General features: G+C 45.1%; 11 protein-coding genes. 4 read left to right on the top strand and 7 right to left on the bottom strand.

The genetic code is table 11. The annotated features are described in order from the left end of the window. Nucleotides 1–20 precede the first annotated feature (20 nt). From KZ793_RS19625 to KZ793_RS19610, 4 genes are all read left to right on the top strand, one after another. A complete protein-coding gene (locus KZ793_RS19625) occupies nt 21–2,759 on the top strand; it encodes a fimbria/pilus outer membrane usher protein (RefSeq protein ID WP_225816858.1) in 2,739 nt (912 codons plus the stop codon). 168 nt (nt 2,760–2,927) lie between these two features. After that, nucleotides 2,928–4,181, top strand: a complete 1,254-nt coding sequence (locus tag KZ793_RS19620; protein ID WP_225816857.1) for a hypothetical protein — start codon at nt 2,928–2,930, stop codon at nt 4,179–4,181. Nucleotides 4,182–4,323: 142 nt separating this feature from the next. Next, entirely contained in the window at nt 4,324–4,815 is a 492-nt protein-coding gene (locus KZ793_RS19615) for a CaiF/GrlA family transcriptional regulator (RefSeq protein ID WP_225816856.1), read from the top strand. A gap of 12 nt (nt 4,816–4,827) precedes the next feature. Further along, on the top strand, nt 4,828–5,301 hold the full coding sequence (locus KZ793_RS19610) for a hypothetical protein (RefSeq protein ID WP_225816855.1): 474 nt from the start codon (nt 4,828–4,830) through the stop codon (nt 5,299–5,301). Here the strand turns inward: KZ793_RS19610 and spoT are convergent. From spoT to KZ793_RS19575, 7 genes are all read right to left on the bottom strand, one after another. Beyond that, a complete protein-coding gene (spoT, locus tag KZ793_RS19605; protein ID WP_225816854.1) occupies nt 5,233–7,350 on the bottom strand; it encodes a bifunctional GTP diphosphokinase/guanosine-3',5'-bis pyrophosphate 3'-pyrophosphohydrolase in 2,118 nt (705 codons plus the stop codon). The two genes, KZ793_RS19610 and spoT, sit on opposite strands and share 69 nt — an antisense overlap. Before the next feature lie 17 nt (nt 7,351–7,367). After that, the gene (rpoZ, locus tag KZ793_RS19600; RefSeq protein ID WP_011144672.1) at nt 7,368–7,643 is read right to left on the bottom strand and encodes a DNA-directed RNA polymerase subunit omega; all 276 of its coding nucleotides are present in this window, start codon (nt 7,641–7,643) and stop codon (nt 7,368–7,370) included. A 54-nt stretch (nt 7,644–7,697) separates the two neighbouring features. Then, nucleotides 7,698–8,321 carry a guanylate kinase gene (gene gmk / locus KZ793_RS19595; RefSeq protein WP_152963294.1) on the bottom strand — a complete coding sequence of 208 codons (624 nt, stop codon included), beginning with the start codon at nt 8,319–8,321 and terminating at the stop codon, nt 7,698–7,700. Nucleotides 8,322–9,568: 1,247 nt separating this feature from the next. Further along, nucleotides 9,569–10,291 (bottom strand): hypothetical protein, encoded by a 723-nt coding sequence (locus KZ793_RS19590; protein ID WP_225816853.1) that lies wholly within the window; start codon nt 10,289–10,291, stop codon nt 9,569–9,571. Between the two features lie 431 nt (nt 10,292–10,722). Then, nucleotides 10,723–12,024 carry an RCC1 domain-containing protein gene (locus KZ793_RS19585; protein WP_225816852.1) on the bottom strand — a complete coding sequence of 434 codons (1,302 nt, stop codon included), beginning with the start codon at nt 12,022–12,024 and terminating at the stop codon, nt 10,723–10,725. Between the two features lie 626 nt (nt 12,025–12,650). Beyond that, a complete protein-coding gene (locus KZ793_RS22740) occupies nt 12,651–12,755 on the bottom strand; it encodes a helix-turn-helix transcriptional regulator (RefSeq protein ID WP_225816895.1) in 105 nt (34 codons plus the stop codon). A gap of 39 nt (nt 12,756–12,794) precedes the next feature. Continuing rightward, entirely contained in the window at nt 12,795–13,016 is a 222-nt protein-coding gene (locus KZ793_RS19575; protein WP_225816851.1) for a type II toxin-antitoxin system RelE/ParE family toxin, read from the bottom strand. Nucleotides 13,017–13,253 lie beyond the last annotated feature (237 nt).

The raw sequence follows: 13,253 nt of genomic DNA, 5'->3' as shown, positions 1-13,253 counted from the left end.
ATAAGAGATGGCAATTAAGAATGAAAGAGTTAATTTCGGCAATGAGCCGTCGTTCAGAACGGCCGTCTACTTGTCGTATAAATCAAGGTATTTCTACTTCTCTGACGGTATCAAAGCGCGGAGTTGGGTTGCGTTTTTCTCCAGTTTTTTGTCGAGTGATGTTGGTGTTGCTGGCTGGCTGGAGTGTTCAAGCGGCAGCGCGTGACTATTTTGATCCGGCCTTACTGGACTTTGGCTCAAATTCAGGGCAATCGGTGGACTTATCACAGTTTGAAACGGCTGGAGGTCAGGCACCGGGGACTTACCGTGTTGACATTTACATGAATGGCACTTTTTTTGACTCACGTGACATTATTTTCCAGCTTGGCAGTGGTGGCAATGGGGAGTTGGTTCCGGTACTTACCCCAGATTTGTTGGCAGCGGCGGGTGTTAATATCAGTGGTACACCGGCACTGAAAGTGTTGCCGATGGATAAGCCGATAGATGGCCCATTGAGTAAATTCATTCCTCAGGCGACGGCTCGTCTAAATTTTTCCCAGATGCGGTTGAATCTGGGTGTACCCCAAATAGCGATGAAACCTTCAACGGGTGAACAGGTTGATCCGAAGTTGTGGCAGGAGGGCATTCCGGCTTTTCTGTTGAACTATAACATCAATGGTAGTCAGAACCGACGTTCACAATTTGGCAATAAACAGACTGGGCAGAGTCTGTTCGGTAGTTTCAATTCTGGGTTGAATTTGGGAGCCTGGCGTCTTCGTAATACTGCCACCTATTCTTATAGTGCTCAGACTTATAATCGGTATGACTCATTTAATGATGCAGTGAAGAAAGCGACTCAGTCTCAGCAAAGATGGAATTTCCTGCAAACCTACTTGCAGCGGGATGTAGTAGCGTTACGTAGTGATCTGACGATAGGGGATACTTCGACGGGTAGTGTGGCTGGTCAGGTATTTGATGGTTTTCCTTATCGTGGTGTTGGGCTTGCTACCAGCGACCCGATGATGTCGGGCGGGCAGAGTTATTTTTCTCCAATTATCAGTGGGATAGCTAAATCCAATGCTCAAATCACCGTGACGCAGAACGGCAATGTGATTTACCAAACTAACGTGGCACCAGGTCCATTTCGTATCACGGATCTGGTGGGCAGCAGTACCAGTGGCGACTTGCAGGTCACAATAACTGAGGCGGATGGTACCCATCATGGATTCAGTCAGGCATATTCCAGTTTGCCCATTATGCTACGTCAAGGACGATTCAAGTATGAAGTAGCCGCCGGGCGCTATCATCAGAGTGGCAGATATAGCCGTGGAATACGTGAACCAGTATTTGGTATGGCTTCGCTTATTTACGGTCTGCCGGGCAACGTCACTTTATATGGCGGTGGTTTGGTAGCGCAATCTTATCAGTCTGCGGCACTGGGGGCAGGGCTATCCCTTGGTATGATGGGGGCGTTATCCACAGATGTCACGACCTCCCGAACCCGGTTGCAAAATACGACTGACACCCTGCGGGGAGAGTCTTACCGCGCAAAATATTCGAAAAATATGATGACGACCGGTACCACGGTGGATTTAACAGCCTACCGCTATTCTACCCGTAACTACCTGAGTTTCTCGGATGCCAACACCCAAGGCTACAGTTCTTGGGAGGGGCTCCCTCCTTGGATTTCTGAGCGACGTCGCAGTAGCTGGCAGATGAGCCTGAGTCAGTCGTTGCCCGGTAACTATTCTCTGTGGCTCAGTGGTCAACGGGATAACTACTGGGGCAGTTCTAAAACCAACACCACGTTGTCAATGGGATTGAGTGGTTCTTTTTCCAAAGTAAGTTGGGGGCTTAATTACAGTATTGATCGCACGCGCGGTAACGGCGACTGGCCTGAGAACCGGCAAGTATCATTGAACCTGAACGTTCCGCTGAGTTTGTTTGGCTCCTATGCGGTTCTAAATAATGCATATGCCAACTACAGTTTGTCCCATGATAGTACAGGACGTAGTAGTAACCAACTGGGCGTAGGCGGTTCAATATTGGATGACAATAGTTTGTCCTGGAACGTATCACAAAGCCAGGCTAATCAAGGTCAGGGAAACAGCGGGTCAGTGTCGATGGGATACAGAGACGCCTTTGGGCAGGCCAGCTTGGGGTACAACTACGATTCACAAGGCGGGCGTGGTGTGAACTACGGATTTAGTGGCGGGCTGTTAGCTCATCAACATGGTATCACCTTAGCATCACGTATTGGAGATGCTGCTGTATTAGTTCGGACCGCAGGGGTTGAAGGCATTCGTGTGATGAATTCCAGCCAGGTTACGACTAATCGCTGGGGGTATGCGGTTGTGCCGTATGCCCGGACGTACAACCGTAACAGTATCAGCCTGGACCCATCATCGTTGCCGGAAGGGGCGAGCATGATGCAGGGTAGTAAGAACGTATTCCCAACTCAAGGTGCCGTGGTGATGGTGGATTATCCCGTGCGTATCGGGCAGCAATTGATGATGAATCTAACCCACAATGGTAAACCCGTACCGTTTGGGGCCATGGCAATGCTGAAAGGGGATACAAACCAAGGTTTGGCGGCGATAGTGGGAGAGGGTGGACAAGTGTACCTGAGCGGTATGCCGTTAAATGGGGTATTGAAAGTGAAATGGGGCAATGCGCCAGACAGTCAGTGCGAGGTGGCATTTAACTTGGGTGAGCCGCCGATGAAGAAGGCGGATAAGAGCTGGAGTCCAATGAAGCAGCTGAACGAAACCTGTCGCTGAAATGGGGGAATAATAGTGACGATCTGTACGGGCGACCCGATACAGAGAACGATAGCCAGAAGAAAGTAAGCCCCTAGGATAATAGGTGATTTATCTAGGATGGGGAGAGGGTAACTAATGAAAATTTCTAACAGGACAACTGGGGAGTAATTTCCGGTTGAGCATCCAATGAATACCGATAAAACGCTTATGAACAGGATGAAATGGGATTTAGGGCGGATAGCGGTTCGTTGTCGCTGGTGGCCGATATGGGCAGGGGGAATCTGTTTGTCTATGGGTATCTTTTCTGCTCCTTTGGCGCTTGCGGGGGAAGCCGTTGGACAGTGGAGCGCCGAGAAGATTATTCAGGCTCTTGGGCCACCTCAGAGGGTACGGCCGATGGACAACACGATGATCCGCTATCCGGCAAATGGTACTGCTAACCTTGATGGGGTTTTTCCCATAATGAGGGATATAAAAGTAACAACTACGGCGACTCCTGGCGCAAAACTGAAAGACACCAAATTCAATATTAGAGCGGGGAATACACATTTTTTTATGACCCCAAAAGTTATTTCAGGTAAGTACGAATGTACAATCAATGCCCGCTTTAAAGACGGTCGCCCAGGGACAGCCTCGCATAAATATGAAGCGGAAGCTGCTGTGGGTAATAATTATGGTACTGAGGATTTCCTTAGGTCAGACTCTGAAGACATAGAAAATGCTGCACTAAGTGAGCTCCTTTTTGATATGTCTTGTAGTGGGACCGGATTTTCATGGGAGAGAGAACTTAGCAAGGACATTGAATTCGAGACTAGCCGTGACACACCAGTGGAATTTTTAATTAATGGCATGGATTTTGTAGGATGGGGGTCGACATCAGGCCTTCATAAAGATTTGAGTTCCAATAAGAGCCTTAGCGATCCTGCAACAATACTGGAGCTTCCAGTTTGTAGTCTCGCCTCAGCAAATTCAGGTAGTTGGCGGAGTGTTTTTCCCTTTGGCGAGGTTCGCCAGTCGTACGGACCATACCCGGCTACGATTTATAATGGAGATGGCTCCGAGAGGTTTGGTTTAAGGCTAATTATTGATTGCACTGTAAGCGATAAGAAAAATGCTACAGGCGGGAACGTTATTTTGACGTTGTCTACTCCGTATCCAGATGGCGACGGTATATCTGTGCCTGGTAAACCGCTGAGGGTAGAACTGAAACTACGAAGTATAGGTCAGTCGACGACTTTGGCATCAGGTATTGCAATCGGCAAGTCAATACCATTCAGCCGTGAGGCTAAAGATATTCTGAACTTTAGTGTGCAGAACCAGCCACAGACGACTAGATCCGCCAACGACTTTACTGTGGCTCTTATACAGACCGGGCCGATACAAGCTAAGGATTATGGTCCTTTTGAGACGTCTATGGACGTGACTTTGGTAGTGAAATAATCCCACTATGGAAGTTATTTTTACACAAATCATTAAATAGGGTGGGCAGATTAGCCTATAGGTATTTCATTTCAGATAAATCACAGTATTTCATTTCTCATGTGGTAACAGGTAGACCAGTTAGTCATCGGGGGAGAGTAAAATGACAATCAATGTTAATGATTCAATGCTGCTTCAGATAAGCGGCAGCCAGACCGATTTGCTTGGAAGTCAGACTATTACGGGTAAACAAAGTAATCATGGAAATTTTCGTCTGCCTGCCTGCTTGTCTCATTTGAATGATACACCGTTGTACATGGCGGTCGCGTATTGGGGATTATTGAAGGGGAGCGGATTTACCAAAAGTGAAATCAGCCAGGTGTTCCGAGTGACAGAACGCCGGGCAACAGATGTGATGAATTATATCTATAATGAGAGACGTGATGTGATTGCCTGTGAAAAAGTCTTCTTTCGTGAGAAGCAGGGAAGTCGCCGGCTGATGCTGATTGTTACGGCAGTCGTTGAACCTATACCCCAGAAGGGTCAGGCACCGGTAACGAAAACGGTGAAGTCGACGCGCTCCCGGACATCATCACAAGCTAATCACATACGCACTTGGTTTTTGCAGCGGGCTTGTGGTCCGTTTATCTCCTGAGTCGTATCACACATGTGGAAGAATGAGTTTTTATCGATTCTGTGTGTGATGCCTTATGGGATGCTGATAAGCCGGGTGGTACTGGTTATCGGTATTGTATTGCTGATTGCCTGTGGATTCTTATTGGGCAACAAAATTCGCTACTCGCTGTATCCCCGTATGCTGTTAGCGTATTGGTGCCGAACATGGATCTTGCCACTGTTGTTTATCGCTATCGGGTTAGTATTGATGTTTGGTGTGGGTGAAGAGGGTTGGTTAGACCGTATACTGGATGAGGTTAATTCAGCATTGATTGGTCTGTTCTTTGATAACCGGGATGACGTGCCACTAGTGCCGTCATTGCCGGTCGAGTCTTGTGGGTCGGCGGTGGATAGCGCTGTTAGCTGTTCGCCTGCTGATTTTCGCGGGCTATCCGGTTTAGTTTCTGTTACGGCTGACTCGCATCACATCCGGCATAATTCGGATTTTGCGCATAATATTCGCTAACTGAATACGGTCTTTGGTGGTCAGCCGGATAAAAGCGCAGTAAACACGACCATCTTTCTCTTCTGTATTCATACTTTGAATACTGGAATTGGCTGCATTAATGGCGGCTGTCAGATTTGCTAAAGCCCCCTGGTGGTTAAACATATCCACTTTTATTTCGGCGGTGAAATCGTTATTGATCTCTTTATCCCATTCAACGGCCATAAATTTTTCGGGTTCTTTCTGATAGCCGCGAATGTTACGGCAGGATTCATGGTGGATAACCAACCCTTTGCCGGGGCTGATATGGGCGATAATCGGGTCACCGGGGATGGGTCGGCAACATTTGGCAAACGTAATAAGCACACCGTCAGCGCCTTTGATGGGCAATTTACGTGCTCCGCTGTTATGGCTACGGGTGTTTGTGGTATTTTCCTGTTCGCTTAACAGGTTGCGGGCGACGACGATACTCATGGTATTGCCAAGCCCGATTTCAGCCAGTAGATCATCTATTGTTGAGAGTTTCATTCTCGTCAACTCTTTATTGATATTTTCCTGTGGAATATCAACCAGTTTTTTCCCATTACCTAACGCGTGATTTAACAGGCGGCGGCCCAGCCCAATGGAGTCTTCCCGCTTAAGGTTTTTCAGCAACTGACGGATTTTAGCGCGGGCTTTTGAACTGACGACAAAGTTCAGCCAGGCAGCATTTGGACGAGCGCCCGGCGCGGTGATAATTTCAACGGTTTGGCCGCTGGTCAGCGATTGAGACAATGGATATGGCTGACGATCCACTCGTGAACCCACGCAGGCGTGACCAATATCGGTGTGTACGGCATAAGCAAAGTCAACTGGGGTGGCACCGGCGGGTAATTCCACAATGCGCCCTTTCGGGGTAAAAACGTAAATCTCATCAGGAAACAGATCAGATTTAACGCTTTCGATAAATTCAAAAGAGCTGCCGGCACTTTGCTGTAGTTCCAGCAAACTTTGCATCCAGCGCTGAGCACGAACTTGCGCGGCTGTACCGGATTCACCTTGTTCTTTGTAAGCCCAGTGTGCTGCGACGCCCATTTCAGCCATTTGATCCATATCTTCGGTGCGGATCTGGACTTCAACAGGCACGCCGTGCGGGCCAATCAGGGATGTGTGCAAAGATTGATAGCCGTTGGCCTTGGGGATGGCAATGTAATCTTTTACTCTGCCCGGGCGGGGTTTATACAGGCTGTGCATCTGCCCCAAAACCCGATAGCAGATATCAACATTATTAACGATGACCCGAAATGCATAGATATCCATAATAGAATGGAAACGTTGCTCTTTGAGGTGCATTTTCCGGTAGATAGAATAGAGATGTTTTTCCCTGCCACTGACTTTGCACTCAATACTGGCTTCGGCCAGCCGGCCTGCAATTTCAGACAGAATTTTCTGGATCATCTCCTTACGGTTACCACGGGCCGCTTTTACCACCTCTTTGATAACCCGGTAGCGGTTAGGGTGAAGGGCCTCAAACCCTAATTCCTCTAACTCCGTTTTCAGATGATGAATCCCCAGACGGTGGGCTAAGGGGCTGTAGATCTCTAACGTTTCCCGGGCGATACGACGGCGTTTATCTGGACGTAACGCCCCGAGAGTACGCATATTATGGGTACGGTCTGCCAGTTTGATCAAAATGACGCGAATATCTTGCACCATCGCCATGATCATTTTGCGGAAGTTTTCTGCTTGTGCCTCTTTTTTATCGCGGAAATTCAGCTTATCAAGCTTGGAAACTCCCTCAACTAACCCAGCGACCACAGGGCCAAAAGGTTGTGCGATATCCTGAAAGGTGGCGGGTGTGTCTTCAATAACATCATGCAACAAAGCGGCCATCAGTGTCTCATGGTCGAGACGCATCTCGGCCAGAATACAGGCAACCGCGACAGGGTGCGTAATGTAGGGTTCACCACTGGTACGGGTTTGCCCTTCATGGGCATCCCGTGCAACAGAATAAGCCTGCTTGAGGAGTTCAATCTGACTCCCAGGCAGGTATTTTTGGATCAGCAGATTCAGGCTTTCGAACAGGTACAAGGCAGACCTACCGTAGATTAACGACGACTTTCTGCGATAGCGGAAACCGCCTGCATTTCTGCTGCTTCCTGCTCTTGTTGTTCCTGGCGCTCACGTACATCCAGGATTTTACCGTTAATCAGACCCTCTTCCACTTCACGCAGAGCGATAACGGTCACTTTATCGTTCTCTTCAGCAACCAGCGGGTCTTTACCGCCTGTTTGCAGTTGACGTGCTCGACGAGCAGCGACCAACACCAGGTCAAAACGGTTACCAATTTTTTCTACAGCGTCTTGAACAGTTACGCGTGCCATATGTGTGCGACTCCACAGGTAAAGAAATGACTGGGCATAATACTGAAATTGGGTTCAGTCTGCCAATAATTTGCTGATTAAAGCATCATGCCGTTGTGCCTGGCGTTCCCGATGCAGGCGTTCTGAACGGATAATGGTGTGCAGATCGGCCAATGCAGTATTGAAAGCATCATTAACGATTAAATAATCATACTCGTTATAGTGAACCATTTCTGCAACAGCCTGCTCCATGCGTTTTTCAATAATGTCTTCACTGTCCTGACCCCGACCGCGCAGACGGCGGCAAAGCTCTTCTTTTGACGGTGGCAGGATAAAAATACTGCGGGCAGAGGGCATTTTTTTGCGGATCTGCTGCGCGCCTTGCCAATCGATATCAAGAAAGACATCAACGCCACTGGCAAGGGTTTCTTCAATCACTTTCTGGGATGTGCCGTAATAATTACCGAAAACACGGGCGTGTTCCAGAAATTCGTGATTATCGATCATTTGGCAAAAGGCTTCTTCAGTGATAAAGAAATAGTGTTCACCATGATTTTCACCGGGACGCATTGCGCGCGTGGTATGGGAAACAGAAACCTGAGTATCGTACAAAGGTTGTGTTTTTAATAAAGCCTGAATCAGACTTGATTTACCCGCCCCGCTTGGCGCAGAGACAATATATAATGTGCCTTGGATCATGATGATATCTTGGTTGATTGGATAATAATGTATACCCTTCATCTTTCAGGTTGCTGCTTTTACCGCTGCGCTGCAACTTGAAATCTACTGGGTATAAATAAAAGCAGAATAAAATTCTTGTAACAGTATACACGTACCTGCTCATACGTGTCGCGTTACCGATGCATTTCCGTAGAAATTTTCTTGGGGAAGGATGGCTAATGGGTATTTTGTATCGCGGGGATTTGACTTTTTCAGTCGGCATTTATCTGTAATACGGAATTTGGTGGCTTATTTTTCGTAAATAATCAGGGTCATTGGCTTCCGTTCCAGCTCCATCATATCTCCTTACACATAGGACCGCTTTATTGGCTGCAAATAGTGCTTCCGCACAGTTCGGGCGATTCAGTGTGGAGTGAGTGACTGTTTCTGTGACCATAAACGTTCTTCTACGTTATTGATGTGCAAATATTTAATGCAGCCTGTGCATTTAATTATTAATTGCGAAAAAATGAATAAAAAAAGGGGCCGGGGTTAGAAGTGTGCTTTTTTTATTCGTCATTCTATTTTAATCAGAAAAAACAGGTAAAAACTTTAATCATCAAAGGTAAAAAACCGTGATTGAGGATTTTTTAAAGCGGATAAAAGATTCGATGTTATACTGATATTGGAAGAGAAAACATCAGGAAAAACGGATTTTAGATTGATTAATAAGGTGATAAGGTTAACCAAATAACAAAAACATGGGATTATATTAAAACATTTAACAAGGTTAACCGTATAGCGAAGAAAGAACAATTGTATTTAACAGTATTGAAAAAGAGGCTTTTATTTTAATATTATTGGTATCTCTTTTACCTTTTCTGGCTTTAAACCTTAAAGATCAAATAGATGAAAAGTAAAAGCGAAAAAATCCGAATGTCAATTTAATGGAAATGGGAAAGTTTAAATACGAGGCAGGAAACGGGGAAAATGATGAGATTTACAAAAACTGATCAATGAAAAACCTTCATCTTTTGCGCCCGCAAGTTTCTTTTTATAGGTGATTAATTCAGCTTTTACTGTAGGCATAATTAACCGTAGAAAGTCGATGTAACAACTGCAATTAATTATGCTGATATTTAAGATTAATAAAAGACAGAGTGAATTATAATTAAGTGTTATATCACTATTCATTGGATATTCAACCGGGAATTGCTTCCCGATTGTCTTGTTAAAGATTTATATTTGTTACTACCGCTACATCCCGGATAAATGATATCCATCGGTCAGGGCTTCACCTTCTCTTGGGTAGCAAGGATGGCAGGGTCGTTAAAAAACTCACCATTGGGCTGTTTGCTAACGTTATCTGGTGGACTCCAGAAAGCAACATTATGAATCCAGATTTGTTTGTCTTGCATTTCAATTGACGGAACTGGATTTTCCCAAGTTTTTTCGAATCGGACTTTCTCGTTAGGTTGTCGTTCCCATGAAAACCCTGTTCCGTTGCATCGTACAGAATAAACCAGGTCAGTCAGATAAGATTCCATGACTTTGGTGTCCCCTTTGAAGGACGCATAATCTTGATTTTCAACGACTGCATCCGTACTAAGGGTTAGCGTAGCCTGTCCCCCGCTCCCATCTTTACGTTTGGTACTCATCTTACAAGTGTATTTACCTGTGACCACGTGCGGGACTATGAAGATGTTATGTTTCGCTTTGACCCAGAATATGACGTCTTTTAACTGATTAGGTTTGCCCGTTTGTGGAAAACTTTTCTCTACTACTGACGGTAATACACCGAGCAAATTACTAGTACCTACGGGTGGATAACGAACCGGCTTACCGTTGTTGTCTTTTCCATGAACTACCGGATGCCCAAGGGCTTTGATGGCATGAGTGGAATTCCAGTTCATCCAGTCGTCTGCAAACGCTGAGGTGGAAAAAAGCGCACTTACCGACAAACAGACACCACCCGCCGATATTAGCCAGCGGCGGTAGTAAGTTGTCATTTGGCCGAAATTTTGCTTCATTTTGTTGATGAGAGTGTTATCTGCATACATTGGATACTCCAATGGGGAGTTATTCCCCAGTTGCCAGGTTAGAAATTTTCATTTGTTGCTGTAATCCCGTCCTGGTTAAATTACATCTACCTTTCAGGGATTCCTCTTTTCCGGTTAGTTAGATAGCGTGTTGGTCATCATTACGCGTTACCCGTTTTAACGACAGGTTTCATTGGGTTGCTTCATTGGACTCCAGCTCTGCCTGTTGGAGGTGTTGCCAAAAGTTAAACAACACCTTGTATTGACTGTCCGATGTTTTTTCCCTTTTCACCTTTAATAGCCCGTTTGACGGTATACCGTTCAGGTATATTTGCCACTGGCATATTTTTTGGGTCTACACATAAACAAACAATGCAATGGATGTGAGCTAATCATATTCACTATGCACTATGCACTTTAGTATCCCAAGCTACTATTTGACCATTCGCTCGTAAGGCCATAAATGTTTTTCCGGCAGAATCTAAGCTGACGATATCCTGCAATTTGGCAATTTCAGGTGGGATGAGGCCACCTGAATCTGGATCACCCCAAGCGACTATGCTGCGATCTGCTCGTAGGGCCGCGAATGCAGATATTGTTGCTTCAATGGCGATGATATCCTGTAATTTGGCAATTTCGGATGGGACTTGGCCGCCGGAATCCGGATTTCCCCACGCTACTACGCTACGATCTGCCCGCAGAGCTGAAAATGAGGATACTGATGAATTCAGACTGACGATATCTTGCAATTTGGCAATTTCAGGTGGGAGTAGACCGCCTGATTTTTCATCGCCCCATGCGACCACACTATGGTTTGCCCGCAGAACAGCAAATGAATTTCCCGTTGTACTCCAACTGACAATATCCTGTAATTTGGCAATTTCAGGTGGGAGTAGGCCACCTGCATCTGGATTTCCCCAGGCTACCAGACTGCGGTCAGCTCTCTGTGCTAAGAAAGACATACCTGTTGAACTCAGCTTGACAATATCCTGCAATTTAGCGATTTCAGGTGGAAGCTGTTCTTTTTCTTGACCTTGATTCCCCCAAGTGACCACGCTGTGGTTTGCCCGTAGGGCTGCGAAAGCAAGGCTTGTTGTACTCAGACTGACAATATCTTGTAATTTGGCGATCTCAGGTGGTAACTTGCCACCAGCATCAGAATATCCCCAAGCGACTAGGCTGCGATCTGCCCGTAGGGCTGAGAAAGCAAAATTTGTTGCACTTATGCTGATGATATCTTTCAATTTGGCAATTTCTGGTGGGATTTGTCCGCCCCAACCGTGAGTCCCCCAAGCCACTACGCTGCGATCTGCCCTTAGGGCGGTGACAGCAGTACTTGCTAAACTCAGGCTGACAATATCCTTTAATGCGGCAATTTCTGGCGGAATTAGGCCACCATATTCCCGATCCCCCCAAGCGACTACGCTACGATTCGCCCGTAGTGCCACGAAAGCCATACCTGTTGCATGCAGGCTGACGATATCCTTTAGTGTGGCGATTTCTGGTGGAACCAAGCCGCCATAAAGCTCATCCCCCCAAGCGATCACACTGCCATTTTGTAATAGCAGAGCGGTCGCTCCACCATTAGATACAATGGAGGTATTGCTACTAGAAGTATTATTTCTTCTTTCAGATGCCCGATATTGATTTATAAAACTATTATTGTGACTCATATCTGGGGAGAAATTGTCATTTTGATTCATATTACTCTCCTAATAAGGTTATATCGGATTTACCTTTACCCACAGGGAGTCTATGCCATAAAACTTATCCCTTGCGGTGTAAGATGACTTTTTATTGCTATGAAGACATAAATAAGAATAGCAATCTTTTTTTTAAAAGGATAATAGAAAAAAGTTATCAGTTGATAACTTCAGGTTAACACTGAATCTGATTGTTGGTAGTGGTTCTTAGATTATTTTCCACAAATAAATTAAAAGAGTGATAATAATTAGGTTTGAACGGAAGAATTTAGAGCGAATATACATCTTTATGACTATTATTACGTGAATGAGTAACCTAATTTACTAGTAATTAATTGTAAAGTAGGAAATAAGGAATTGTTAAGTTTTTATCGTAATGCCAATTCTATGTGGTTTATAAAAATTCAGTTATTTTTGGTTTTTTATAGGATTTATGTTCCAAACTATTTCGTAAAGTTATTGTCTTTTTATATTCCGCAGAAAGTTGATGTTGGTAATAATTGATGTCAGGTACGCTAATATTTGGAGTGAATATTCGATAGGCTGAGTTATTATATTTGGTTCAACCATTGGTTAATGGTTCACAATAACGAAATAATACTTAATAGATTGATTAACTGCTTGGATTAAGTTGTTTTGAAGCCAAAATGCAGTTCACAATTGCAAGCTTTGGCGTAGTTCAATAGTGTTTTAAGTGTTGGGTTTCCATTTCCTTTTTCAAGTCTGGAAATATTCGCTTCTTTCGTTCATAAGCGAGATCAAGATCCTGTTTAGGTGTCTTCTAGGCTTTTCTTAATAAACACATGAAGGACAATGATATTTGAATCTCGCAAATAGCAAAACAATCTGCGTCCAATACCTTCTTGCGCTTTGGCTCGAATCTCGAATAGACCTTTTCCCAGTGATGTAGTCTGTGGTTCTCCAAGATTAGCGCCATGTTCTTCAATGAGTTCAAGCAGTTTTAGCATGCGAGCCTGAATCTTAGGTGGCATATTGAGGATCGTATCCTCGACACCATCATAGAGTTCAATGCTCTAGTGCATATTCAATATTGACCCTTAAACTTATCGTATATGATAAGTTTAAGGGTCAAACCTCTGTTTTCGATGAAAACCGACGGGAGATGATCGTTGATGGCCGCCCTGAACCAAATATTAATACATCAGATTTTCACCATAATATCCGCTCTGGGCAGTGTATAAAAAAGTCTGTTACTTTGGGATTGCAGA

The organism is Photorhabdus antumapuensis (assembly GCF_020387775.1).
GTDB lineage: Bacteria > Pseudomonadota > Gammaproteobacteria > Enterobacterales > Enterobacteriaceae > Photorhabdus > Photorhabdus antumapuensis.
This window is presented reverse-complemented; position numbering and strand designations above follow the sequence as displayed.

Excerpts from the sequence above, each read along its gene's own strand:
- KZ793_RS19620 (WP_225816857.1), top strand. The coding sequence starts at position 2,928 with ATGAATACCGATAAAACGCTTATGAACAGGATGAAATGGGATTTAGGG.
- KZ793_RS19585 (WP_225816852.1), bottom strand. The coding sequence starts at position 12,024 with ATGAATCAAAATGACAATTTCTCCCCAGATATGAGTCACAATAATAGT.
- KZ793_RS19610 (WP_225816855.1), top strand. The coding sequence starts at position 4,828 with ATGTGGAAGAATGAGTTTTTATCGATTCTGTGTGTGATGCCTTATGGG.
- rpoZ (WP_011144672.1), bottom strand. The coding sequence starts at position 7,643 with ATGGCACGCGTAACTGTTCAAGACGCTGTAGAAAAAATTGGTAACCGT.
- KZ793_RS19575 (WP_225816851.1), bottom strand. The coding sequence starts at position 13,016 with ATGCCACCTAAGATTCAGGCTCGCATGCTAAAACTGCTTGAACTCATT.
- KZ793_RS19590 (WP_225816853.1), bottom strand. The coding sequence starts at position 10,291 with ATGACAACTTACTACCGCCGCTGGCTAATATCGGCGGGTGGTGTCTGT.
- KZ793_RS19625 (WP_225816858.1), top strand. The coding sequence starts at position 21 with ATGAAAGAGTTAATTTCGGCAATGAGCCGTCGTTCAGAACGGCCGTCT.
- gmk (WP_152963294.1), bottom strand. The coding sequence starts at position 8,321 with ATGATCCAAGGCACATTATATATTGTCTCTGCGCCAAGCGGGGCGGGT.
- KZ793_RS19615 (WP_225816856.1), top strand. The coding sequence starts at position 4,324 with ATGACAATCAATGTTAATGATTCAATGCTGCTTCAGATAAGCGGCAGC.